General features: G+C 37.4%; 24 protein-coding genes. 2 read left to right on the plus strand and 22 right to left on the minus strand.

What is annotated here, in order from left to right; all coding sequences use genetic code 11:
- Positions 1–3 precede the first annotated feature (3 nt).
- From AA0X71_RS15305 to AA0X71_RS15335, 7 genes are all read right to left on the minus strand, one after another.
- Complete coding sequence (locus tag AA0X71_RS15305; protein WP_413356164.1) at positions 4–1758, minus strand: ABC transporter ATP-binding protein; 1755 nt, start codon at positions 1756–1758, stop codon at positions 4–6.
- A gap of 270 nt (positions 1759–2028) precedes the next feature.
- Positions 2029–3156, minus strand: a complete 1128-nt coding sequence (locus tag AA0X71_RS15310; RefSeq protein ID WP_413356165.1) for an N-acetyldiaminopimelate deacetylase — start codon at positions 3154–3156, stop codon at positions 2029–2031.
- A gap of 63 nt (positions 3157–3219) precedes the next feature.
- Positions 3220–3933 (minus strand): 2,3,4,5-tetrahydropyridine-2,6-dicarboxylate N-acetyltransferase, encoded by a 714-nt coding sequence (gene dapD / locus AA0X71_RS15315; RefSeq protein WP_413356167.1) that lies wholly within the window; start codon positions 3931–3933, stop codon positions 3220–3222.
- Between the two features lie 89 nt (positions 3934–4022).
- Complete coding sequence (locus AA0X71_RS15320; protein ID WP_413356168.1) at positions 4023–4916, minus strand: LysR family transcriptional regulator; 894 nt, start codon at positions 4914–4916, stop codon at positions 4023–4025.
- Between the two features lie 24 nt (positions 4917–4940).
- The gene (locus AA0X71_RS15325) at positions 4941–6458 is read right to left on the minus strand and encodes an MDR family MFS transporter (protein ID WP_413362617.1); all 1518 of its coding nucleotides are present in this window, start codon (positions 6456–6458) and stop codon (positions 4941–4943) included.
- A gap of 89 nt (positions 6459–6547) precedes the next feature.
- Entirely contained in the window at positions 6548–6991 is a 444-nt protein-coding gene (gene cbpB / locus AA0X71_RS15330; protein ID WP_413356169.1) for a cyclic-di-AMP-binding protein CbpB, read from the minus strand.
- A gap of 326 nt (positions 6992–7317) precedes the next feature.
- Complete coding sequence (locus AA0X71_RS15335) at positions 7318–7554, minus strand: YkuJ family protein (RefSeq protein ID WP_019152971.1); 237 nt, start codon at positions 7552–7554, stop codon at positions 7318–7320.
- A gap of 197 nt (positions 7555–7751) precedes the next feature.
- Here AA0X71_RS15335 and AA0X71_RS15340 point away from each other — a divergent pair, with 197 nt between their 5' ends.
- The gene (locus tag AA0X71_RS15340; RefSeq protein ID WP_413356170.1) at positions 7752–8705 is read left to right on the plus strand and encodes an MBL fold metallo-hydrolase; all 954 of its coding nucleotides are present in this window, start codon (positions 7752–7754) and stop codon (positions 8703–8705) included.
- Between the two features lie 43 nt (positions 8706–8748).
- On the opposite strand, the gene AA0X71_RS15345 is transcribed toward AA0X71_RS15340, so the two are convergent.
- The 6 genes from AA0X71_RS15345 to AA0X71_RS15370 all read right to left on the minus strand — a co-directional run bounded on the left by AA0X71_RS15345 (position 8749) and on the right by AA0X71_RS15370 (position 16055).
- The gene (locus AA0X71_RS15345; protein ID WP_413356171.1) at positions 8749–9801 is read right to left on the minus strand and encodes a 2,3-butanediol dehydrogenase; all 1053 of its coding nucleotides are present in this window, start codon (positions 9799–9801) and stop codon (positions 8749–8751) included.
- A 32-nt stretch (positions 9802–9833) separates the two neighbouring features.
- Entirely contained in the window at positions 9834–10610 is a 777-nt protein-coding gene (locus AA0X71_RS15350; protein WP_413356172.1) for an SDR family NAD(P)-dependent oxidoreductase, read from the minus strand.
- A 118-nt stretch (positions 10611–10728) separates the two neighbouring features.
- Positions 10729–12123 carry an MFS transporter gene (locus tag AA0X71_RS15355; protein ID WP_413356173.1) on the minus strand — a complete coding sequence of 465 codons (1395 nt, stop codon included), beginning with the start codon at positions 12121–12123 and terminating at the stop codon, positions 10729–10731.
- Between the two features lie 269 nt (positions 12124–12392).
- Positions 12393–14036, minus strand: a complete 1644-nt coding sequence (locus AA0X71_RS15360; RefSeq protein WP_413356174.1) for a flavin-containing monooxygenase — start codon at positions 14034–14036, stop codon at positions 12393–12395.
- A 26-nt stretch (positions 14037–14062) separates the two neighbouring features.
- Positions 14063–15007: an alpha/beta hydrolase gene (locus tag AA0X71_RS15365; RefSeq protein WP_413356175.1), complete on the minus strand. Its 945-nt coding sequence runs from the start codon at positions 15005–15007 to the stop codon at positions 14063–14065.
- A gap of 88 nt (positions 15008–15095) precedes the next feature.
- A complete protein-coding gene (locus AA0X71_RS15370) occupies positions 15096–16055 on the minus strand; it encodes a hypothetical protein (RefSeq protein WP_413356176.1) in 960 nt (319 codons plus the stop codon).
- A 250-nt stretch (positions 16056–16305) separates the two neighbouring features.
- On the opposite strand from AA0X71_RS15370, the gene AA0X71_RS15375 reads away from it, so the two are divergent.
- Entirely contained in the window at positions 16306–17223 is a 918-nt protein-coding gene (locus AA0X71_RS15375) for a LysR family transcriptional regulator (RefSeq protein ID WP_413356177.1), read from the plus strand.
- A gap of 57 nt (positions 17224–17280) precedes the next feature.
- Here AA0X71_RS15375 and AA0X71_RS15380 read toward each other — a convergent pair whose 3' ends face one another.
- From AA0X71_RS15380 to AA0X71_RS15420, 9 genes are all read right to left on the minus strand, one after another.
- On the minus strand, positions 17281–18060 hold the full coding sequence (locus tag AA0X71_RS15380) for an ABC transporter substrate-binding protein (protein ID WP_413356178.1): 780 nt from the start codon (positions 18058–18060) through the stop codon (positions 17281–17283).
- A 62-nt stretch (positions 18061–18122) separates the two neighbouring features.
- Positions 18123–18863, minus strand: a complete 741-nt coding sequence (fabG, locus tag AA0X71_RS15385; protein ID WP_413356179.1) for a 3-oxoacyl-ACP reductase FabG — start codon at positions 18861–18863, stop codon at positions 18123–18125.
- Positions 18864–18903: 40 nt separating this feature from the next.
- Positions 18904–20295 carry a phenylacetate--CoA ligase family protein gene (locus AA0X71_RS15390; RefSeq protein WP_413356180.1) on the minus strand — a complete coding sequence of 464 codons (1392 nt, stop codon included), beginning with the start codon at positions 20293–20295 and terminating at the stop codon, positions 18904–18906.
- Between the two features lie 90 nt (positions 20296–20385).
- The gene (locus AA0X71_RS15395) at positions 20386–20778 is read right to left on the minus strand and encodes a cobalamin B12-binding domain-containing protein (protein WP_413356181.1); all 393 of its coding nucleotides are present in this window, start codon (positions 20776–20778) and stop codon (positions 20386–20388) included.
- A gap of 77 nt (positions 20779–20855) precedes the next feature.
- Complete coding sequence (locus tag AA0X71_RS15400; RefSeq protein WP_413356182.1) at positions 20856–22565, minus strand: methylmalonyl-CoA mutase; 1710 nt, start codon at positions 22563–22565, stop codon at positions 20856–20858.
- 2 nt (positions 22566–22567) lie between these two features.
- Entirely contained in the window at positions 22568–23521 is a 954-nt protein-coding gene (gene meaB / locus AA0X71_RS15405) for a methylmalonyl Co-A mutase-associated GTPase MeaB (RefSeq protein WP_413356183.1), read from the minus strand.
- 21 nt (positions 23522–23542) lie between these two features.
- Positions 23543–24259, minus strand: a complete 717-nt coding sequence (locus AA0X71_RS15410; RefSeq protein ID WP_413356184.1) for a FadR/GntR family transcriptional regulator — start codon at positions 24257–24259, stop codon at positions 23543–23545.
- 81 nt (positions 24260–24340) lie between these two features.
- On the minus strand, positions 24341–24757 hold the full coding sequence (locus AA0X71_RS15415; protein WP_413356185.1) for a cobalamin B12-binding domain-containing protein: 417 nt from the start codon (positions 24755–24757) through the stop codon (positions 24341–24343).
- 30 nt (positions 24758–24787) lie between these two features.
- On the minus strand, positions 24788–26431 hold the full coding sequence (locus tag AA0X71_RS15420) for a methylmalonyl-CoA mutase (protein ID WP_413362619.1): 1644 nt from the start codon (positions 26429–26431) through the stop codon (positions 24788–24790).
- Positions 26432–26463 lie beyond the last annotated feature (32 nt).

Here is a 26463-nt window from a genome sequence, read left to right on the forward strand (position 1 = left end):
CCCCTAACCGATTTGCATTTTCATGATTTTTTCTCTATCTTGATATTGAATATCATATACCCTTTGATAAGGACCTTCATTTTTCAATAGTTCTTCATGTGTCCCTTTTTCCACGATTCTTCCATTTTCAAGAACGAGAATTTCATCGGCGTGTTTCAGAGATGAAATTCGATGAGCGATAATAAAGGTTGTTCTTCCTTTCATAACCTCTTTCAACGCTTTCTGAATCTTAAATTCCGTTTCCATATCGACTGCACTTGTTGCATCATCGAGAATCAAAATACTTGGATCGACACAAATGGAACGAGCAATGGCAATTCTTTGCTTTTGTCCACCTGAGAGCCCCATACCTCTTTCCCCAAGCATCGTATCATAGCCTTCTGGTAACTCCATAATAAATTCATGAGCCTGCGCCCTTTTCGCGGCATCGATGATCTCATCCATCGTTGCGTCTGGTCTCCCATAAGAAATATTTGCTTTAATCGACGAAGAAAATAAAAAGGATTCCTGTAAGACAAAGCCAATATTGCTTCTTATCGATTGCAGAGAATACTCCTTCACATTAATTCCATCGATAAGAACTTTCCCATTAACCGGTTCATAAAATCTTGTCATTAATTGGGTTAAACTCGTTTTCCCAGAACCTGTTGAACCGATTAATCCCACGACCTTTCCTGGATGAGCATGGAAAGAGATATTATAAAGAGCGTCCTTGTCATCTTCTCCATACCGAAGCGTGACATCATGGAAAAGAACATCCCCTTTAAGCTTTTCTGTAACGATCGATTCATCTAGATCTGTAATTTCATTATCCGCTTCTAAAATCTCTAGTAATCTTTCACCTGAAGCTTTTGATTGTGAAAATAGATTGATCACAAACCCAAGGTTCATAATCGGCCACATAATATAGCCTACCAAACTATAAAATGCAACAAGCTCCCCTGGACTAAGGCTTCCTTCGATAACGAGATAGCCACCAAAAGAAAGTAAGAATACAACACTTAAATTCCCTAAGTACTCCATTAACGGAAAGTATTTAGCCCATATAGCAGAAGTAAACAGATATTTTTCTTTGTAGTCCCCATTTGATGAGTTGAATTTATCAATCACATACTCTTCTCGAGATAGAGACTTTACCGTGTTAATTCCACTTATGTTTTCCTGAACATTTGTATTAAGCTTTCCGAACGACTTCCGAATCGCTCGGAATGCTGGATGTACAGAACGCTCAAATTTAAACACCACAACCACTAAAAACGGCAACGTTATTAATGTTACGATCGTAAGTGCAGGAGAATAATAGAACATAACCGCAAAGGTAGACAATACGAGAATCATTAATCGTAAGAGTTCAGAAAATCCAAATGAAAGAAAGAATCGGAATCCTTCTACATCTGAAGTCAATCTTGACATCAAATCCCCTGTTTTTGCATTATCATAATAACGAAAAGGCAAAAATTGTAGTTTTTCGTATAAAGAGTTTCTTAATTTGTAAACAGAAGTAATTCCAAATAAGTCCCCTGTATATTGATGAACGTAAGTACCTAACCCTTTTATGATCATAATTCCGATAAAACCGAAAGCTAAATATGGAATCCATTCGCTTTTTCCCCCAAGAACCACCTCATCAATGGTAATCTGAAGAATAATTGGGTATACGACGGTGATACCGGTAATCAAGAACATAAAAACAATCGACCAGATGAAATACCTTTTGTAAGGCCAATAAAAACCCTTTAATTTCTTAAAAGTTTCCAAAGATAATTCCCCCATTCTCTTTCCATTTTAAGCATGCCAACTATTTATATCTCTTTAGGTTCATCTGGCATGTAAGAAAATGGATCTAGTTGTTCTGAAAAAAATATGAACGTATTTACAAATATAACGGAAATCGAAATAATTTACCACTATTTTTTCGAATTATTTTCCTTTTTTAAAATTTCATTCAAATTCATTTATTTCATACAATTTCATTTCAAAACGGACAAAAAAAGAACCAGGCTTTTTTTCACCTAGTTCCTTGCACACTTAAGAGTCAACTCTTGTTGCTTTATATTGAATATACTTTGAAATCATCGAAATCGCGATGTCTATCGCATCTTCATTAGGGTTTAACTTTGCGTGGTGTAAACCGTATTCAGAATCTACTCCAAGCCAAAACATGAATCCTGGAATTTCCTTGAGCATATACCCAAAATCCTCGCCTGTCATAGCCTTCTCACATTCAATAACATTGACGTCAGTATGATTCTCAACATATTGCATAAACTCTCTCGTTAATTTCGCTTCATTATATACTTGATGATACATACTTCCAAAGTCAATGGATGTTTCGCATTCATATCCGACTTCGATCCCCTTTACGATCGATAAAATTCGCTTTTTTACTTTTTCCATCGATTGTACAGAAAGAGTTCGAATTGTCCCCTCTATTCTTGCTTTTTCAGCAATGATATTTTGTACCGTACCACCGCTAATTTTTCCAATCGTCACGACAGCACTATCTAGAGGATCCACATTTCTCGCTACAATTGACTGTAGTTGGGTAACTAGAGAACATGCTGCGACGACCATATCATTTGTATGATGTGGGTACGCCGCGTGACCTCCCTTTCCTTTTAAATCGATAAAGAGCTCTGACGTATTGGCAAATAACAGGCCTTCCTTGACTGCAATTGAGCCAACTGGGTATTCTGGAGCAATATGAAGAGCGAGGATCATATCCGGTTTCCACTCTTTCATGATTTCCGACTGGAGCATTGGTTCAGCCCCTCCAGGTCCCTCTTCAGCAGGCTGAAAAATGAATAACAGATTGTCATCGATTGCGTGACGAGTAAATTGAGTAACTAATCCTAAAGCAATACTCATATGAAAATCATGTCCACAAGCATGCATTTGCTCTGGATGCTCAGAGGGAAAAGGTAGCCCTGTTTCTTCCACAATAGGAAGTCCATCTATATCAGCTCGGTAACCTATCGTCTTGCTCGGATTCAAGCCTTCAATTTTTACAAATATGCCCGTTTTCCATGTTTTAATTTGCAAACGTTCCTGTGGTAACGACTTTAAATACTCAAGGAGATAACCTTGTGTTTTATATTCCTGAAATCCCAATTCAGGAATTTTATGTAAATCCCTTCTTATTTGAACAAAAGACATTGTGACCTCTCTCCTTTATAAAAAAAGTGCGGATAAGAATCCACACTTTTTTAACCCTTTATATTAAAGATTACGTAGAGCTTGCATAATTTCTGTTTTTGAAAGGGTTTTTTCGTCAATCTCTTTAATAACGCGTGCTGGTACTCCTGCAACTAATGTGTTTGCTGGAACGTCTTCAATAACAATTGCTCCAGCTGCTACTCGAGCACCTTTGCCAACTGTTACTCCTTCAAGCACTACAGCATTTGCTCCAATCACAACATCATCCTCCACCACTACAGGCTTAGCAGAAGGTGGCTCAATCACACCAGCTAATACTGAACCTGCACCGATATGACAGTTCTTACCTACAGTCGCTCTTCCACCTAGTACAACGTTCATATCGATCATTGTGCCTTCACCGATTACCGCACCAATATTAATGGAAGCTCCCATCATGATAACAGCATTGTCTCCAATTTCAACCTGGTCACGAATGATGACACCCGGCTCGATTCTTGCTTTAATCTCCTTCATGTCTAATAAAGGAATCGCCGAGTTTCTTCGGTCATTTTCCACTACATAGTCTTCAATCTTTGCCTGATTCTCTTCAATGGCAGGACCGATTTCACTCCATTCTCCGAATACTGTTCCTGTGTTTTCAGAAATGAACGTTTTTGAACTTGGTCCAAAATTAATTCCAGATAAATCACCTTTTATGTATACCTTTACGGGTGTTGATTTTTTACTATTTGAGATAAACGAAATAATTTCGTTTGCATCCATCATTTTACTCATCTTTTAGTACCTCCACTTATTCTATTATGTACACTATGAATTTTACTTTAGCAAATGAAAAAGGGCAAGACAAGCAATAACTATTTTGCCTATTTTCCATGACCGCCATCTCCCTCCACATACTCCTTAATCAAATCAACAAATGCTTGGACCTGTTTCAATTTAAAGGCCGATTCGTAACCAATTAAGGATGTATCCCGTTTTAACGGTTCACCATTTTCATCCAGGAGGGGGATTTTAAAAATGTCTTGTTCTCCTCCATTAAGAGTGATCGCCGGTAAAATCGCATAGCCGATTCCATTAAAGGCCATTTGTTTGCATGTTTCGATTTGGTCAACGACAATTGTTCGTTTTGGCATCGTTTGATACTGTCGATGCCACCAATCTTGGATTTCTTGATAATAATTGGAATCACTTTTAAATTGGATAAAGGGACGATCTGTTTTCATCACATCCTCAGTGGATGTAATTTCTTTATCAACTAAATACAAGTGATCTTCGAACAAGGGAATATTGATCCCTTTCCAGTCCGGAGTACCACGAACGATGCCAATATGGACATGATCCTCATACATCGATCGCAGAATCTCACTACTCCAGCCTGTTACTAAAGAAACTTTTGCATGAGGGTAACGTTCAACGAATTTTTTTAACACCTTAGGGAGCCAATTCTGACTAACAATATTTGCCACCGCAATCTTTAAAGTACCATACACTTCTGAATTCATGGCACTTATCGATTCTTTCACTTTTTCCTCTTTTTCCAAAACCTCATTCACAAACTTAATGACCATTTCCCCCGCTGGAGTTAAAGTTAGACCTTTTTGTGAGCGAATAAAGAGCTTCGTCCCCCATTCTGCTTCTATCGTTTGCAGCCTTTGGCTAAGTGCAGGCTGGGAAACAAATAAACGCTCAGACGCTTTTCGCATATTCATTTCAGCAGCTAACACGGAGAGAAGATGAAATGCTGATAATGTAGACATAGAATCACCTTCTTCATTTTGACTTTAATTGGCTCTTTCCCTCTCCTTCTTTGGTAGAAAAAGAATAAGAGCAAAACTTATGATGGCAAAGATAAGGACCGCTATATAAACCGTATGAATGGAAAAAGTTAATCCTTCCTGTAACACTTCTTTTACTCCTGGAGACAACGCATTTCTTTGATCTTCATTTAATAAAATATTGGCAGCGTCGATCGTGAGATCTTCAGAGACTGCTTCACCTTGCTTCTTTATATATGAAAGTAGCTGACTATTAAGAATTCCTCCTAAAAGAGCAGCTCCAATCGTATTTCCTAAATTTCGCATAAACATATTTGCCGCTGTGGCCACACCACGTTGTTCCCACCCGACCGTACTTTGGATCGAAACAATAAAAGACGTCGTCGTCATCCCCATCCCCACTCCGACAAAGAAGGATGCCGCTGCGGCCCAAACCGGTCCCATTTCTGGAGATAAGAAAACAAACATGATTCCACCGATCATTAAGGTCACGCCACCTATAATCGCCGTGATTCTAAAACCAATTTTCAATAGAAGATTCCCTGCCACTGTCGCCGCAATCGGCCAACCAATCGACATCGTTGTTAACGTGAAGCCAGCAACAATCGGAGGCTGTTCCATTACACCTTGAACAAATGCCGGGAGGAAACTCGAAATACCTATTAACATGACTCCTGTTGTAAGAGATGTCATATTCGCTATAAAAATAGAACGCTCTTTCCAAATCGAAAAAGGCATCATTGGTTCTAATGCACGCTTCTCTTGAAACACAAATAGTGGAAATGCGATCAAGGTAATAGCGATTAAGATTAATACTTGAGGCGAATTCCACTCCCAATGGGTTCCACCCTCTACTAATAGAATCATAATGGCAGAAATCGCAATCGTTAAAAGAATAGCACCTTGATAATCAATTTGATGCTTTTTCTTTTCCACCTTTTCATGTAAAAACATGCTAATACCAATAATCGCTAAAATCCCTAATGGTACGTTTATCCAAAAAACATACTGCCAGCTCACATATTGGACTAGGATTCCACCTATCGCTGGACCTAAAACGGCCGATATTCCCCATACACTAGATAAATAACCTTGAATTTTTGCTCTCTCTTCCATTGTATAAATATCACCAACGATGGTACTGGCGATAGGCATTACCGCTCCAGCACCAAAGCCCTGGACAAAACGGTAGATAATCAGCATGGTCATTGATTCTGCAAACCCACAAAGAATCGAACCAATTAGAAAAATGACGATACCTATAATTAAAATCGGCTTACGCCCATATAAATCCGATAACTTCCCGTAAATTAACACGGTTACAGCATTCATTAATAAATACGAAGAAAAAATCCAGCTATAGCGTGTAAAACCACCTAGATCTCCTACAATTGCTGGCATAGCTGTTGCCACAATCGTTGCTTCAATCGCTGCCATAAACATGGCTAACATAACAGCTGCTAGTACAAATGGTTTCTTCGTTTGTTTCTTCATCATTTTTTGACTATGTACTACGCCTTCCATATAACACCTCAAATACAAAATTGAGCCTCCTAAATTTTAGGAGGCTATAGACTAAATACATATTATGTGCTTAACTGAAATCCATTTCATTACACCGATTTGGAAGAAGTCAATTGATTTAATTGGATCAAAACAGATCTTCTCGTTAAGATTCCTTCAAATATTCCTTCGATACTTTCAACACAAAGAAAAGGATGATCGATTAACAACGTTAAACAAGATTTGATATCCGAATCAATTTGGATCCTAGGGATTTCTCGATTCATCACTTCTTCTACACGTTGTTTCTCCAATTGTTCAAATTCAATTCGCTCAAGCCCGAGTATCGAGTCCATAATTAACGGAGTACTTATAAGTCCCTGCAGCTTATATTGCGGGTCTAAAACTGGAATTGCTGAATAACCGCTTTTTGTTAAAACTAACAACGCGTGTTCTAGACTATTTTTCACTTGAACATGCGCAACCCGTTCAGAAGGGATCATCAAATCTTTAATGTTAATCTCCAAAAACTCTCCACTGTGAAGATCTATCATAGTCGAAAACTCCCCATTAATGTTTTCATTCTATTTTATTCTATCACAGTTTCTCAGGCGATGCTTCTTTTGAACATCCTAGATCATCCTAAAGTGTTAAAATTTTCAGTTACCCTTTACTCGTATGAATATTTCTCACTTCATACTGGCATTGTGGACACTTATAAATCACATTTTGATTCGACTGTGCTGTTAAAACATGATCCATTTCTGTCATGTAAGAGCATTTTGGACATTTTACAGTTGGCAACAAACCCCATCGCTCCAATCCATTTATTTAGTACGTGAATCTTATTCGATGAGCAAATGTCTTAATCAGTAAACGGTTATTGAATTAAATCAAAAATTTCAATTGTGATCATATCAATATTGTCAAATTGGTAACGCTTTGGCTTTTCTTTTTCGTTGTATACTTCAAGTTCGAACGTTTCCGTCTTAGGGTGGTATGTAACCTGACACTTTCTTTCGCCATTAACCTCAAAAAAGCGTTGTGCAGATTCTCCTGTGCCCCCTTGTTCTTGAAGACTCTTTAAACGGGTGATGATACCTTGTAACTGTGACATGTTCCCTCTCCTTTCACAAACAAAACCATGTATGATATGCAATACGCTTTATACTTAGGTTTCTCTTTTGACATGTTTCTATCCATATGTAATAATTTCAGAAAATTCAAGTTATTAACTTTACATGCCAATATTAACAGCATAAAATAAGAGATAGGTTTGTACAAGGAAAAGCTCTGAAATGGAGGGATTTTTTTTTGAAAAAGGTCGAAAAACTGTTTGAAAACCTTTACCTAATTGACGGCTATGATCTTGATATGAAGGAAAGAACAGGTACATATGTGTTGACGGAGCGTGATTTGACGATTGTCGATACAAGCGCTAGCCCATCTGTTCCACATATTATTGATGGAATTGAAAAATTAGGCTTCTCGCCTAAAGATATCAAGTACATTGTCGTTACTCATATCCATCTTGATCATGCCGGTGGCGCAGGTCTCCTTCTGCAGCAATGTCCTGATGCAAAGGTGATTGTTCATCCAAAAGGAAAAAGGCATTTAGCAGACCCATCAAGGTTGATTGCTGGAGCAAAAGCCGTCTACGGAGATAAATTTAATCGCTTATTCGATCCGATCATTCCAATTCCTGAGGAAAAATTACTCGCAATGAACAATGAAGACATTTTAACAATTAGCGAGGATTGTTCACTAACCTTTTATGATACACCTGGTCATGCTAATCATCATTTTAGCATCTATCATCCAAAGTTAAATGGAATGTTTACGGGGGATACTGCTGGGATTCGTTACACTGCCCTGCTTAAAGATCAGATAGAGTTTTATTTACCATCTACAACCCCTTCAAATTTTGACCCTGTAAAAATGAAGCAATCAATTAGTTTTTATCGTTCTAAGAACTTAGATTATATCTTTTTTGGTCACTATGGCATGTCACGAAACCCAGAAGAGGTCTATAGACAAGTTTCTAATTGGCTCAACCCCTTTATTGAAGTCGCAAAAGAAGCATTTGAAAAGGGAAAATCCTTCGATGAAATGATACATCTAACTAAAGAAGGAATTTTTAATATTATTTCACGACATCTAGATGAATTTAATATTCCTAGAGACCACGAAATTTACGACATTCTTACACTTGATATTGAAGTTTGTTCTATGGGACTAATTGATTATGTTTATAAGGAAAATAAATAGAATAGCGAAACCACCTTTTTAAAGGTGGTTTCAAAGATTGAAATTATATTCCTGAATATGATGGTCTCACTAATATCTTGGCTTGTTTCTTATCATTTATTAATTGATAAAATCCCTCATCAACAATATCGTTTAGTTGGATTTTTTTCGTGACAACTTGTTTAACGTCCAATCTACCACTTGCAATCATCTGAATTACTTGAGGAAAGACATTTCGGTAAGCCAAAGTAGACGTTAAATCAGCAGCCTTAAACATTAACATCCCCATGTCAATTTTAATCGGTTTTGCATATGTTGCGAGTGCCATTACCTGACCACCTTGACGTACAATTGTCATTGCATTTGTCATAGCTGCTTGGGCTCCAGCACACTCAAATACTACATTTACACCTCCGCCTGTCAATTCAAAAATAGTCGGAATGATGTCTTCCCGTTGACCATCGATAATCGTTGTTGCCCCTAATTCTTTTGCCTTTTGCAGTCGTTCCTCAGACAAATCGACTACTATTATTTGTGTAGCTCCAGCCGCTTTAACAGATAATAGAGTCAGTAATCCAATTGGGCCTGCTCCGAAAATCGCAACAGAATCACCAGGTTTCAACTTGCTCTCTCTCACTCCATAGAATGCAACTGCAGTCGGTTCCACTAATGCCCCCTCTTCAAAGGAAACATTTTCTGGAAGCACGTGTACCATATTTTCATCAACAATAACATATTCGGCAAAACCGCCATCCCTTTGGATGCCGATAAATCCTACAAGCATACATTGATTATAATAGCCACTTTTACATGCATCACATTCTTTACAATAAATGAGAGGTTCAATTGCAACGCTTTCTCCAACTTCATAGCTAGTTACACCATCACCAACCTCCACAATCGTTCCCGAGAATTCATGGCCCAGTGTTAGCGGAGGTTTTTGTCCAGTTAATGGATGTGGTTCTTCCATGGGCAGTCCATGTGAAAAGACATGAAGGTCACTACCACAAATTCCTGCCCATTCAACCTTGACTTTAATTTTACCTGCTGAAACAACTGGTTCTTCTATTTGTTCAACTCGAACATCCTCAGCTCCATATAGTATTGCAGCTTTCATTTTCTCATCCCCTTATTAAATAATACCTTCTCTTAAAAGAACTTACTAAAATCCGGATAACCGCTTGTTGCCCAAGCCCCATCAACGATTAGACTAGCACCATTAACATATGAGGCATCCTTGCTAATTAAGAATAACGCTGGTCCAGCTATTTCTTCCGGTTGTGCCCCTCGATTCATAGGAATTCGTTCCAAATAGGCTTGATGAATTGCCTCAACACTTGTCACAGCAGCAGTAAGAGGAGTTAATACCAGTCCTGGGTGAATGGCATTTACACGAATATTGAAGCGTGCTAATTCTAATGCCGCATTTTTTGTTAACATTTCAACTCCAGCTTTAGAGGATGAGTAGGCACTTCCTGCATACATTGGTACTTGAGCATTTAAGGAAGCTACGTTTACGATAGCCCCTCCCCCATTTTCTTTCATATACCTCGCTTGATGCTTTATGCATAAAAATACACCTTTTAAACATAAATCTACAGTAAAATCCCAATCAGACTCTTCTAATTCTGTAATCGTTCCTGTTTTAGAAGCTCCTGCTACATTAAAAGCAATATCGAGTTTTCCAAATGTATCAATTGTTTTTTGTACCATTTCTATTACTTCATTTTCAATAGTAACATTTACTTTAAGTCCAAGTACCCGTCCTTTAAATTCACTTTCTATTTCTTTTAACTTCTCTGTATTTAAATCTGCAATAACTACTTTTGAACCTGCCTCAATCAACCTTTGTACAATCGCATATCCAATCCCAGATGCTCCTCCGGTTACTAATGCAACCTTATCATTAAAATCCTCATACACCATTTTAATTCTCCTCTCATTTTTCTATCTTTTATCAATCATAATAAGGATATCAGTTAACAACTCCCCTAAAATTAATTTGATAGTTTATCGGATACATTCTATTTCGGAATTTCAAACTCTACATTTTGGCACTATTCTTCTTCCCTTGAAATCCTACGACATTATTAGGGATCAATGGCATGAATAAAAGAGCTACCAAAGCTACAAGTGTGAGAATTAGTGCGGTAGTTGAAACTGCACTTGCACCTTTACTTACAACTAACATGGTGTATGTCAAAATGACAAATGAACCTCCGATATTGGAGATTGTATTTTCTGCTGTACTGAAAGTAAAAGTAGTTACGCCAATTCGAGCTAAATTTGCTTCTGACAATACAATCGTCTTCCTTGCTGGCCCTAAAATTCCAAAACCTAAGCCAATTACGATTACTGAAAGGGCAAAATACAATACAGAAGTATCTAAATTTACCATTATAAACATGCCCATCCCAGCAATGACTAAAAGAGTACCTGAGGACATCGTCCTACGAGCCGAAAACCTCGCAATTGCTTTTCCAGATAAATAACTTCCTACAGCCGTTGCCACAAAAAATAGCATTTGTAATATCCCCACAATAGTTGATGGCTTTCCTTGTATATCTTGAATATAAAAAGTTAACAAATACAAAGTTCCTACATTAATTGCATTTGTAAATAAAACAATTGCTGCCGGTACCCAAAAATGCCGGTTAGTTACATAATCAATATCTAGTAATGGTTCAGTTTTCTTCTTTTGAACAATAAACAATACAATTAGAGAAATGATAAAAATGACGAAGGATGGTATCCACAATGAGGTTGTTGTCCCGAAAGAATTAAGAATTAATGGAATGGATGCTAGACCACTTAAAGATAATAACAATAAAATAGCACCACCAACATCAAACTTGGATTTAACTCCCGTATCGTTTGGTAATGATTTAGCAAATAAATAAATCGCTATAGCAGAAAATATGGCAGAAGCCCAATAGTTTGCAGTCCAATGAACAGCGTCAGTAAAGAAACCTCCTTTAATGGGAGCAAGAGCATTTCCAATAAGAATAATAATAGACATGATAGCAAGTTTTTTACCACGCTCCTCTTCAGCAAAAATCTTTCCAATAAAATTGAATCCTAACGGTATTGTCGCAGCTCCAGATACACCTGTTAGAAAGAAACCAAAAACTGCTACACCAAAAGAAAGTGCCGGAGAAATAGCGATTATAATGGCACCAAATAACATAATAAAGGCACCCAAAACACCAACTTTCTTAGGTCCATAATTATCCGACATCCATCCAAATAAAGGTTGAAATATAACCATCGCCATCGCAAATATTCCCTGTGGCCACAAAGCATATCCAGCGGTTAATTCAAAGGTCTGAATTAGTTTTGGTATTACTGGTACACCTGAAGTTACAGTAAAAATGATCATAACAATGGCTAGACATACCATATAAAATCTTCTATTAATTAACTTGCTTTCTTCTTCCAAAACCATCACTCCTGAACATGTTTTATTCTGAGCTTGTTCAAACTTTTATCTATACATAATCAGTAAACTTCTCTTTTCTAGGAATAAATGGTCAAGATCTCTCGACAACCTTTCTTCAAGTACTTTGCATTAAAATGATCTTGACCATTGAAAAATTAAAATTCTAAAAGATATTTAGTATCTCTAGTAGTGAAAGTTAAATGATTCTATTAATCTATTATCAGGAAATGGCTTGCCCTGGTAAACTGCTTACACACCTATCTTTTCAGTCATAATTTCTCGTTCACTTTGATTTTCGAAGAAGGCGTTAACACAAATCCTTCATATCCAGTAGTAGCAACTTCATCATATTTTGCTTTATAAGTTGGAAAATCTCCAAAATACATGAGATATTTCCGCAGTTTTCCTTCTACATTTGTTCCATGATACCAGCTGTCAACCTTACTTTGAATTGTTTGGACAGCTACTGCATCAATAAAGTTAGTCCACTCATCTTCTGCTTGAACAGTTGTCTCTATAGTTTCTACATTGTTATTTCGAAGGTACTCTATACAATCAAATACCCATTCCACATGAAGCTCTATTCCTCTCAGAGCATTGAATAACGCCGAACTATGAGGGCCCCATAAAGTAAACATATTTGGAAAACCAGAATTAGCAACAGCTAAGTTTGTTTTAAAATTTGCTAATCCATCCCATTTATCTCTAAGTGTTACACCATTTCTTCCTCGTATATCAATATTCAATAACGGACCTGTTAAAGCATCAAATCCTGTTGCAAATACAAGAATGTCAAGTTCATATTCTTTTTCATTTATGAGAATTCCCTTCGTTGTAATCTCTTCAATTGGAGCATCCCTTAAATCAACTAAGGAAACATTTTCACGGTTAAATGTTTCGTAGTAGTTCTTTCCAAAGATTGGACGTCTAGCACCAACTAAGATCGATGGTAGTAATTTCTCTGCGGTGATAGGATTCTCGACAACTTCCTTAATCTTTGAACGAATAAATTTTGCAACATCTTCATTTGCCGTTTCATTTGTTGTTATATCAACATACGCTCCGATTATTCCCGCATCTCCTGTTTTCCAAAGCTTATCATAATGTTTTTGCCGTTCTTCAGCTGTATCATCAAAAGCGGAATGTGGTTTACCTTTGAATTCTACTGGGAAAGCCGGAATAGATGCATCTATTTGACGCCGTAGTTCATGAAAGTTTTCTTTTATTTCCTTCACATATTCCTTTTCAAGTGGGTAATCATTTGTTGGAAAAACCCACTGAGGCGTACGCTGAAAAACCGTTAGGGATTCTGCCTCATTCGCAATAACAGGAATAGCTTGAACACCACTAGATCCAGTTCCAATTACTCCTACACGTTTTCCCTTAAAATCTACTCCTTCATGTGGCCATCTACCTGTATGATAGACTGCACCTTTGAAATTATTGATCCCTTTAATATTTGGTAAATTAGATGCGGAAGTTAAAGGTCCGACCCCAGTTATGAAGTATTTAGCAAGGATGACTTCATCATTATTTGTTCGTATTCTCCATTTATTAAGGTTCTCATCAAAATGAGCTGACAAGACTCTAGCATTAAATTGAATATCTTTTAAAAGATCCAATCTTTCAGCCACGAAATTTGCGTATTTTAAGAGTTCGGGTTGACTTGGATACTTTGAAGACCAAGTCCACTCTTTATATATTTCTTCTGAAAAAGTGTAGCAATAGTAAAGACTGGGTACGTCACAGCCTGCTCCAGGGTATCGATTCCAATACCAGGTTCCTCCAACCCCTCCACCCGCCTCATATGCACGGACAGAGTATCCACTTTCTCTCAGCAGGTGCAGCATATACATTCCAGCAAAACCAGCACCTAACACTACTGCATCCATTTCTTTTTGATTAATACTCATTTCCCTGTTCCCCTTCCATCACTCATTTAAGATTGACCTACAACTTTTTGAAATGCTTCCTTCAAGGCTCTAGAAGATTGTTCAATTGCCTCCAGTCCTTGTTTGTATATTTTCGGCATCCAGAAAAATCCATGGAGCATTCCATCATAGCGAATAATTTCCACAGGAACTCCAGCTTCCTTAAGACGGTTTCCGTAAGCCTCTCCTTCTTCACGAAGTTGATCATATTCTGCTGTAATCACCAATGCCGGTGGAAGTCCACTTAAATCTTCAGCAAGTAGAGGCGAAGTATAAGGATTTTTCCCATCATCCTCGTTACGCAAATAATGATTCCAGAACCACTCTAACTCTTTGTTCGTAAGTAAATATCCTTCTCCAAATTCAAGATGAGTGGCTGTGTCAAAAGCATAATTCGTATTAGGGTAGACTAACAGTTGAAAAGAAAGGGTTGGTCCCCCTTTTTCTTTTGCCATTAATGTAACAGCAGCAGCAAGATTTCCCCCAGCACTATCGCCTCCAACAGCGATACGTGTCGGATCCACTGAAATACTCTCTCCATGTTCAGCTGTCCATTTTGCTGTAGCATAAGCATCTTCCAAAGGAGCAGGGAATTTATGCTCAGGAGCCAATCTATAGTCCACTGAAATCACAACACATTCAGCTCTATTTGTAATAAGTCGGCAAGGTACGTCTACACTATCAAGATTCCCTATCGTCCATCCTCCACCATGATAATAGATTAACGCTGGGAAAAGACCTTGACCTTCTGGAGTGTAAATTCGAACTGGAATATCGCCAGCTGGTCCCGGTATCAATTTGTCCTCTACCTTTCCTACCTCTTCTGGTTCTCCAGCCAACGCACTCATATCCCCTGATTGTCTCGCTTGCTCAGGTGTTAGTTCGTATACTCTCGGTGCATTCATTGCTTGGACTTGTTCCAACATATACTTTGCTACTGGATCTAATGGCATAAAAAATTTCCTCCTTTAATTTTGTATCTATTAAAATACATTACTACCAACCTTGATTAAAAATGAGAAGGCTTACAGAAATGGAGTCTTAGATCTTATTAACTTTAATTTTTGGTGAAGAGGTTAAAATGAATCCTTCATATTCTTTGAATGCCACTTCCTCATATTTTGCTTTATAGGTAAGAAAATCTCCAAAATACATTAGGTAGGTTCGAGGTTTCCCTTCCACATTGGTCCCATGGTACCAACTGTCAACCCTGCTTTGAATTACTTGAGTTGCTACAGCATCAATGAAATTGGTCCAATCATTCTCTGCGTCAGGAGTTGATTCAATCGTTTCCACTTCGTGCTTTCTCATATATTCAATACAATCAAAAACCCATTCCACATGTAATTCGATTCCTCTAAGAGCGTTGAATAACGCCGAACTATGTGGTCCCCAAAGAGTGAACATATTTGGAAAATCAGATATTGTAACTGCTAAGTTTGTTTTAAATTCTGCTAACCCTTGCCATTTATCTCTTAACGTCAAACCATTTCTTCCACGTATATCTATTTTTAATAATCCTCCCGTCAACCCATCAAATCCTGTTGCAAATACGATAATGTCCAGCTCATGTTCACCATCTGCTGTCCTTATGCCCTTTGGTGTAATTTCTAAAATAGGGGTTTCTCTCAAATCAACCAATGAAACATTATCACGATTATAGGTTTCATAGTAATCAAATCCAAGGATTGGACGTCTTGCTCCAACTAGAATTGTCGGAAGTAATTTCCTGGCTGTTTCTGGATCTTTTACAATCTCCTTAATTTTGAAGCGAAAAAAATCTGCAAGTGTTTCATTTGCTTCATCATTAGTAGTAATATCGGTATACGCTCCCAATAAGCTCCATCCGACTTTCGCTTCCCAATGATCTTCGTAATTCTTATAACGCTGTTCTGGCGTATCTTCTAATGCTGAGTAAGGTTTCCCCATATACTCACCAATAAAAGCAGCAGGAGTTTGATCGATTTGGCTCCGCAAGTTCTTATTGATTACTTTCCACATTTCTACCTCCTTTAAATTTGAAATTCGCCAAAATGTAAACGCATACATTTTTTTGGTGAGTTTTCCTGAGGATAACAAAGTAAACAGAATACTTTTTTTGCTTCTAAGAATTATGGAAGATTGTCTGACAAACACACATTATTTTTGAAGATTTAGAATCTTCGTAATATTATTATAAATCTTTGACCATTTAAATAAAAGTTAATATAATTGAAGGTGTATTAACTAACTCTTAAGGGAATGATCTTTTGTGAATATAGAGCAATTATCATATATTGTCGAAGTTGCAAAATCATATTCTTTAGCGAAAGCTTCCTCTACCCTCCATATAAGTCAATCGGCTTTAAGTCAAGCTATTACACGATTAGAGGATGAACTTAATCTAAAAATATTTAATCGTACAAGAACGGGAGCAGTTTTGACTAAAGAAGGAGAAAAAATAATCGAAAGAGCGAAAATCGCTCTTCGTGCTATTTATGAAATAAAGGAGGAAGCTCACAATCAAATAAATAACTTAAATGATTTTTTACGTATATCTACTATTCCTGGCTTAGCTACTCCAATTATTGATACTTTTTTATTTTTTAGAAATGGAGCATCTCCCTTAAAGATTGAAGTGCTCGAGAAAGGGAGTATGGATATTATCGCAGATATACAAAATGATATTTCCGATATAGGATTTATCGCCTTAAATAACCAAAATATAGATTTGATTAATGAGCTCCATTTTACCCCCCTTCTAAACGGTAATATATTGGTATTTGCTTCGAAAGATTCACCTTTAGCCAATGAGAAAATAGTTTCTGTAGAGACATTAAAAAAACAAGATTTTATCTTATATAAAGATAAATACGTAAACAATTTTGTTAATGAATTCCAAAATCTTTTTGGACCTATAAATGTGGTTCTGAAGACAACAGATACAAAATTCATCAATCATGCTGTAGCTAATCTAGGTACTGTTACCATTGGTCATGATATTTCTACCATCTGCAACCAAGATTTTCTCATGCAAAATGGGAGGAAAATAGATTTAAATGGCGCTATAGATACTTCATTCAGATTTGGATGGGTTTATAAAAAAGAATATAAATTATCTTGGGAAGCAAAAAACTTAATAGAAGAAATTAGTGATGTTTTCTTAAAACAACATAGTCTTACATTATAAAATGAATTAAGCTTGTTAACAATTACGTTTCACCTAATGTTAACAAGCTTAATTTACTTACCTAGTGACAAATTCCCTAAAATATTCCACAGCCACCTTCATTTTAGATCCATACCAAAACATTTCCCCATCAACAATCATCGGGGTCACATTTGGTATAAATTCGAGAAATTCTTTTTTATGTTTTTCTTTAAAATGAAAGGGCTCGGTTGCTAAGAAAATATAGTCTAGCTGACTTTCCAGTAATTCCTCCTTTGTAACGGAAGGATACCTATTTTTTGAAGTTGAAAAAGGATTTTCAAATCCCATTTCTTCCAATACAGAATTTATATAGGTATTACTTCCCACAACCATGTATGGATTTCTCCAAATGACATATGCAGCTCTTTTCCCATTCATCTTTGGGATTGTGTTAAATTCATTTTTAATATCGTCTACTAAGTTCATAGCATTTTTTTCGTAGTTTGTTACATTTCCCATATCTTCAATCATCCGATAAGATTCCTGAATCGATTGAACTTCAGCCACAAATACGGGGTAGTTTTTTTCTAATAACTCTACCATTTCCTTTGTGTTTTCTTCTTTTTCAGCTATGATTAAATCTGGGTTTAAGCTTTTTACAATCTCTATGTCTATATCTTTTGTGCCTCCAACAATGGTAGCTTGTGCAACTTTATCTTCTGGAAAAAGACAATAACGTGTTCTCCCCACGATCTCTTTTTCCAAGCCAAGTTCATACAGTGTTTCCGTTATTCCAGGACATATCGAAACAATTCTTTGAGGAGGGAAATGGTACTCAACCTTTCTTCCAAGATGGTCTTCAATCTTTTTGAGCATATTCACACCTTCTTTCTATATAGTAAAAAAGCGACATATATTCATATCGCTTTTTCAACAAATTATACAACTAATCCTCCATCCACACTTAAAATTGTCCCATTTACATAATTTGCTTCCTCTGATGCTAAAAATAAGTAGGCATTGGCAATATCTTCAGGTTTTCCTAGTTTTCTTAACGGCGTTTTCTCCTCCATCATTTTGAGTATTTTTTCCGGAACTTTCGCTGTCATATCGGTAACGATAAACCCTGGAGCAACCGCATTCACTCGTATTCCTTTCGGTCCTAACTCTTTCGCCCAGCTTTTTGTTAAGCCTATAACCCCAGCCTTTGTCGCTGCATAATTCGTTTGACCAACGTTTCCATAAAGACCGACGACAGAAGAAGCATTCAAAATGACACCTGATCCTTGTTCTAACATGATCGGGAGTACTGATTTCGTACATTTATACACGCCTGTAAGATTGACATCTAACACTTTCTCCCAAGACGAATCCTCCATTTTGACTAGGAGACCATCAATTGTTATACCGGCATTATTAATTAAAATATCAATTTTTCCAAATCTCTGAAGCGTTGACTCTATCATTTTCTTGACTTGCTCACTTTCTGAAACATTGGCTTGAAAAAAGAGAATATCCTCGCTAATCTCAGATAGCGCAGTGGCAGCTCTTACGCCAGCTTCTTCATTAACATCTGTGATAACGACCTTAGCCCCCTCCTTTAAAAAGAGACTCGCTGTAACTTTCCCTATTCCATTGGCACCGCCTGTAATTAAAGCAACTTTATTTTTTAATTTCATCATTTCTCCTCCAAACAACTGTTTCTTGAATCATACCGGATTAACTTTTAAAATCTCTTTTATCAATAACCCGTTTTGCTTTGAACTGAGTTCTTTCTAAACTTCCTACTGGTAAAAGTTCAATGTTGATGGATACACCCGTTTCTCTTTTTAGTTCTTTTCGTAGATGAGCAATGAGCTCTTGATCATCTCGCATTCCTAATGTTTCACATTGGACGAGTACTTCATCCATAATCTTGTCACGGGTCACAATCATGACAAACTCTTCACCAAGTCCATCTGTTCTTCTAATCACATTCTCTATTAAACTAGCATAAACATTTACTCCTCGAACGGTTACCATATCATCAATTCGACCATAAATTCCCTTTGGCAACCGTGGGTAAGTGCGTCCACATGGACATGGTTCATCTGTCCATGTTGTTAGATCACCAGACCAATAACGAATCACCGGCTGGGAAGTCCTTTCAAGTGGTGTATACACAGGTACTCCTTCTCCGCCATATGGAACCATTTTTTTGGAGTATTGATCAACTACTTCTGTATACACAACATCTTGCCACAAATGTACTCCTGTTCGATGTTCACATTCTGTATTACTCATCCATGGTGTTACCTCAGCCATCGTACCAGAGTCTATACAAATTCCCCCGAATGTTTCCTCGATTTTTTTCTTCGTTGAAGGAACTCCAGCACCTGGCTCCCCTGAAAAGAATAGAATTCGAAATCCAAACTCTTTTGGATCAACACCAACTTCCCTCGCCTTTTCCGCTAAGTAGAGGGCATATGATGGTGTTCCATAGAAGACTGTAGGTTTTAGCTCCTTTAGCCAGGATACAGCCTTTTCTGTTTGCCCGCTTTGACCTGCTCCAAATGGGAAAGTCTTTGCTCCAAGTCTTTCTGCCCCAATTAACGCTCCCCAACTCCCTATATATAAGCTTAACGGAGAAGCAATAAAGACTAAGTCACTTGGTCTCATCCCAAAGCTCCACATAATGCGTGCATGTTGATGAGCAATTCGCTCCCAGTCATCCTTACCGAAGGAAAACACAGTTGGTTTGCCCGTTGTTCCTGAAGTTCCTTGGATGCGATGGACATCAGAATAGGGAATACACACATTCGAGCCAAAAGGTGGATATTGTAATAGGTCTTCCCGTAATTCTTGTTTTGTAGTAAATGGTACTTGCTCAAAATCCTTCAAGGATTTAATGTCATTAGGATGGAGCCCAGCTTTCCCCCATTTTCTTTGATAAAACCCTGAATTTTCATAAGCATATTCCATTACATTTTTGAGCTTGAAAAATATTAAATCATTTAATTCCTCACGCGGTGCTGTTTCAATCTCTTTATACCAATATTTTTCATTTGTATCTGGGATATAATCCAAATCATATTTAGGCGGCCATTGCTTTAATAGTTTTGTCTTTAACATATTTATCTCCTTTCTTATTATTCACCTCTGAATCTAGTCTTATTTGATTCTTTGGAATAGGCACTCGGTATCATGCCTATTCCATTCGGTTTATCCTATTTTTTTCCCTACATGCTCACGAATAAATGTAGCGATTGATTCCACCTTCGTCTCCGGCCCAAATACTTCAGCAATTCCGGATTCTTTTAGCAAAGGTATGTCATCTTCTGGAATAACACCGCCCATGATAACAAGTGATTCTACTCCTTTTTCTCTGGCAATTTTGACCACTTTTGGCCCCAATGTTAGATGATTTCCGCCCAGAGTACTTAATCCAATAACATCAGCACCTTCTTGTACTGCAGCTTCTACAATTTGTTCTGGAAACTGATTTCCTAAATAAACGACTTCCATCCCTTCATCCCTTAACATTCTAGAGACGACAAGTGCACCACGCCAATGGATATCTAAACCTAACTTCGCCATAACCACTTTAACTTGCATGCTAAATTCCTCCAATTTTTATAAATTAATTAAGCGAATCAATTTTATAATTGACCTTTGTACATTTTGAAATCGACTCACGCTAATGGAAATTGCCATAATCCAAATTCTTCTCTAAATACTTCTTCTATTTCACCTAATGTTGCATATTCCAAAACAGCATCCTTTATATAAGGCATTAAATTCACATCTTGATGACACATTTCTCGAATCACATTTAATTTTTCTTCAACTTTTTTGGCATCTCTTTTCTGACGAAGTCTCTCTAATTTCTCCTTTTGCTTAGCTTCTGCTGTTTCTGGATATCGAAATACTTCTACCTTTTGTCCGGCGTGGTCTTCACTTGGAAAATAGTTTAAACCCACAATTTTTCGAGTACCATTTTCAATCTCTTTCTGTGTTTGGTAAGCAAAATCTGCAATCTCTCGATGTAGCCAACCAGAATCAACACAAGCAACCAAACCGCCTCTTGATTCAATTTCAGAAATGTAATCACGGATTCTCTGCGCCATTTCCTTTGTTAAATATTCAACAAAATAGGAACCAGCTAATGGGTCAACTGTGTTGACGACATTTGTTTCTGTTTGAATAATTTGCTGTGTTCTAATGGAAATTAAGGCCGATTCTTCTGTTGGTGCAGAGTAAGCTTCATCATAAGAATCAACGTGTAAGGACTGAGCCCCACCAAGTACAGCCGCTAGGCCTTGAATGGCAGAACGTGCAATATTATTAAGCGGCTCTACCTTTGTTAATGTGATACCTGCCGTTTGGACATGGAATCTCATTAACTGGGATTTCATTTCTTCAGCTTTAAAACGCTCCTTCATAATTTCTTGGTAAACAACTCGCGAGGCTCGACATTTCGCAATTTCTTCAAAGAAGTCATTATATAAATTCCAGAAGAAAGAAAGTCGCTTGGCGAAATCATCAATTTTATTCCCTCTTCTAATTAATTCTTCTGATGTTGCAATTGTATTTGCTAATGCACACGCTACTTCTGCAACAGCATCTGTCCCTGCTTCACGAAGATTGTAGCCATTATAACTGACTGGATTCCATCGCGGTAAATTTTTACTAGCGAATTCAATGGCATCACATTGTAGTCGGAAAGATGCTTTAGGCGGTAAGACTTCTAAGGAACTTCCAATTGCTGTTTCCATCAAAAAGTCATTTTGATTTGTTCCAGATAATTTTTCGAAAGGAATTCCTTTTTTCTCTGCCATCGCTGCAAACATCGCCATAATAACAACCGTTGTACTCGGAAGATGGGTAACGATATTACTTGAAATTTCATCAATTGGGATCCCATCATAAAGCGCTTCAATATCTTCTAAGGAATCAATGGCAACTCCTGCAGCTCCTACATGCCCCTCTGCTTCTGGATCATCCGAATCATAACCACGAATTGTTGGAAGATCCAAAACGACGCTCGTTCCAGTTGCACCATTTTTCAATAGAAATTTAAATCTATCATTGGTGTCTTCAGGTGTTCCATATCCTGCAATTTGACGAACGGTAAATAATCTCCCTCTGTACATATTTGGATATACTCCACGGACATAAGGGGCTTCCCCTGATAAGCCAATATCTTTCATATAATCAATATCTTTAATGTCATCTGGAGTATAGAGAAGATTTACAGGAATTCCTGAGTCTGAGAAATATTCGCCATCCCCTGTTTTTCCTTTTACCGTTTCCTTCTTCCAGCGCTCCTTTTGTGCCTCAATCTCTTTTACGACTTCTTGATTAAATAGCTTTGTTTCCTGGTTTACGTTAGCTTTAGTCATCTTTACATACCTCCATGTTTTTCAATTAATTGGCCAACAATATAGGCTGATAGCGTATAAGGATCTAGCTTTCCATCTTTAACCTGTTGCCTTTTTATCTGTAAATCTTGTTTTCCACTAATATATTTTTCTACTTCACTTTCAAGTGTTTGAATAATTAAGTGATTAAATTTAGTGAGATTTCGATTTTTTCGCTTTTCATTCCAAATATTCGAACTTTTTATATACTTTTTATGCTTCTGAATCTGCTCGATTAATTCTGTAATTCCTTCATTATTAGTGGCAACCGTTTTTAATATAGGTTGTTCCCAGTTATCTTGCATTTTTTCTCTAACCATCAATTTTAAATCTCGTGCACTTTCATCTGCGCCAGGACGATCTGCTTGATTGACTACATAAATATCAGCGATTTCCATAATCCCTGCCTTCAGAGTTTGCAGTGAATCCCCTAATCCTGGAACATTAACCAGAACGACTGTATCTGCAATTTCTAGAACGTCAAATTCTATTTGGCCAACTCCAACTGTTTCAATGATAATAAGTTCCTTTCCATAAGCATCAAGCACTTGAACAATATCTGCCGTTGTCGGAGCCAGACCTCCTAAATTTCCTCTAGTAGCTAAACTTTTGATAAATACATTTGATAGGCCTGATAGTTCCTGCATCCTTGTACGGTCCCCTAAAAGGGCACCTTTCGTAAAAGGACTGGTCGGATCAACGGCCACAATACCTATTTCTAATCCTGACTTTGCTAATGTTTTACACAGTTTATTAACTAAAGTGCTTTTTCCTGAACCAGGTGGCCCTGTAATGCCAACAATATGGGCATTCCCTTTCCGTGAAGAGCTTTCCTTTAGAATTTCAATGCTCGTAGGAGTTTGATTTTCAACTTCTTTCAGTAATTTACCTAACATGACATCACTTTTCTTTTCAAAATAAGACGCCGCTTGTTTCACTTCATCTAGCACCCCCTTTAATCATTCGTCAGATTCCCTCCCATGAAACTCTAGGCGTGATTTCTCCAAATGGGAAGCAATCAACTTTTCACCCTCTTCGGAATTTTTAGTTTTTATAGCACGAAAAATCTCCCAATGTTCTGTTTGAAATCTTTTTAAAATATCAGGTGTTGTTGAGTACCTTCTCCTCGTTGCTATGATTTGCTCACCTAGTAAGTCTGATATCACCTCTGTCAGTAAGAGGAGCATTTTATTCTTTGAAGCTAATACAATGGAGCGGTGAAATAAGAAATCCAGCTTCGAATTTTCCTCCTCATGATTGGAGATATAATTTTTGTCTAATTGATCCAAAATGGCTTCAATATTCTTTAAGTCCTCATCGTTTCTTCTTATCGCAGCAAGTCTAACAGCCGCCATTTCAAGAATGACCCTTGCTTCAAACAATTCAAATGTATCTAGTCCTCTTGAAATCGCAACGAGAGACATAATATTCTTCAGGTTCTCTGGATCCGCTTTCTTAATGACAGTCCCTTCCCCCGATTTGCTTTCAACGATTCCAATCATACTAAGGATTTTTAAAGCTTCTCTAAGGGATGAACGACTTATGCCCATGGAATCAGAGAGCTCAATTTCATTTGGAAGCTTTTGTCCAACCCTAAGTTTGTTCGTAATAAGTAAAGATTTTATTTGTTCCAAAACTTCCTCAAACTTCTTTTTCTTTTTAATTGTTTTAAACATCTGAACACCTTCATTTTTTGGATAGTATTAAAGTCAGATTGTCTGACTTTTAAAAATAGTGGGAAAAGGATATTCCCGTCTCTACAAAGTAACATTATTCCTTTTTGACTCAACTAGCTTCAATACCTTTTCAGTAATTTCTTCTAACGATGTATCAGGACCAAATAGATCATTTACACCCATTTGCTTTAGGGCAATAATTTCATCTGGGAGAATCGTCCCTCCGCCGATCAGAATTTTGTCTTCAATGCCTTTTCCTTTCATAAGTTTAATAATTTCCGGAAAGACTTTCATATGTGCACCTGATAGAAGGCTGATTCCTATGACGTCTACATCCTCTTGAAGCGCTGTAACAACAATTTGTTCTGGCGTTTGCCTTAATCCTCCATATATGACTTCCATCCCAGCATCCATCAATGTTCTCGCAATTACCTTCGCCCCTCGGTCATGTCCATCAAGCCCTGCTTTTGCAATTAGCACCTTTGTCCTCAATTCCAATCCGTTCTCCCTCCTATAACTATTAGAATTCTAAAATACCCCTGGATCGATGTATTCACCAAACACGTCTTTCAGAACTGCAATGATTTCTCCTTCTGTAACATATACTTCAGCCGCTTCGATGAATAATGGCATTAATGGCTCCTTGGAAGATGCTGCTTGCCGTATTTTTTTTAAGATATGTTCGACTTTTTCGTTATTTCTCCGGTTTTTTAGTTGCGTTAATTTTTCAATTTGTCTTTGCTCTGCTGCAGGATCAACCTTCATCAATTTTATATTTAATTCCTCATTTTCAATTTTGTATTTATTCACGCCAACAACAGTTCGTTTACCACTTGTTTTTTCTTTTTCAAGTTTGTAAGAGGACTTTGCAATTTCTTGCTCAAAATACCCTTGTTCCACACATTTTACATACCCGTCCCGTTTATCTATTTCATCAAAGTAGTTCCAAATTTTTCGTTCAATTTCATTTGTTAGTGATTCAACAAAATAGGAGCCGCCAATTGGATCAATCGTATTCGTCACGCCACTCTCTTCTGCAATTATCTGCTGAGTTCTTAAAGCAATTTGCATCGCTTCTTCCGAGGGTACAGCAAGCGCCTCATCCATTCCATTTGTATGAAGAGACTGCGCTCCACCTAATACAGCTGCTAAAGCTTCTAATGTTGTACGAATGATATTGTTGAGTGGCTGCTTTGCAGTTAGTGAAGAACCAGCCGTCTGACAGTGAAAGCGTAAACGTAAAGATTCCGGCTTTTTCGCACCATATTTTTCTTTCATAATTTTTGCCCAAACTCTTCTTGCTGCTCTGAACTTCGCTAATTCCTCAAAAAAGTCAATTTGTGATATATAGAAAAATGAAAGCCTTGGGGCAAAATCGTCTACTTTTAAACCTGCTTCTAAAGCGGTGTCAATATATGTCATTGCTGCTGCTAAAGAGAAAGCAACTTCCTGAATGGCATTTCCCCCTGCATCTCGAATATGATATCCACAAACATTAATTGGGTTCCAGCGCGGTACATGGTTAGAAGTAAAACTTATGACATCACTTGAAAGCTGGAGTGCTGCATCAGGAGGAAAGACATAAGTTTTTTGAGCAATATATTCCTTCAGTAAATCAAACTGCAATGTTCCAGCAAGCTTTTTCCAATCTACTCCTCTTTTTTTGGCTAATGCTAGATACATAGCAAATAATATCGGGGCAGGAAAGTTAATTGTCATCGAGGTACTGACATTTTCAATATCAATCCCTTTAAACAGTTCTTCCATATCTTCAAGGGAGTCAACGGCAACCCCAACCATCCCTACTTCACCAATTGCTAACGGATCATCTGAACTTAAACCGATTAATGTCGGATGATCAAAATCTACACTTAATCCCGTTTGACCTTGCTCTGTCAGAAAACGAAATCTCTCGTTTGTATCTGAAGGAGTACCAAAACCTGCAATTTGTCGATGTGTCCAAACTCTACCTCGATACATCGTTGGATATACTCCTCTTGTATATGGATAGGAGCCTGGGAATCCTAAATCTTCATTGTAATTTAAATCCTTTACGTCTAAAGGCGTATATAATCTTTTAACTGGGATACCTGACAAGGTTTGGAACTCTTCTTTTATTTCCGCCTTTTTTTGCAGAAATGGTGCTAGTACTTTTTGCTCCCATTCTTCCATATTCGTTTTTATCGCATCAGTACGCTCACTTT

The sequence above is a fragment of the Robertmurraya phoenicis genome (assembly GCF_047302285.1).
GTDB lineage: Bacteria > Bacillota > Bacilli > Bacillales > Cytobacillaceae > Robertmurraya.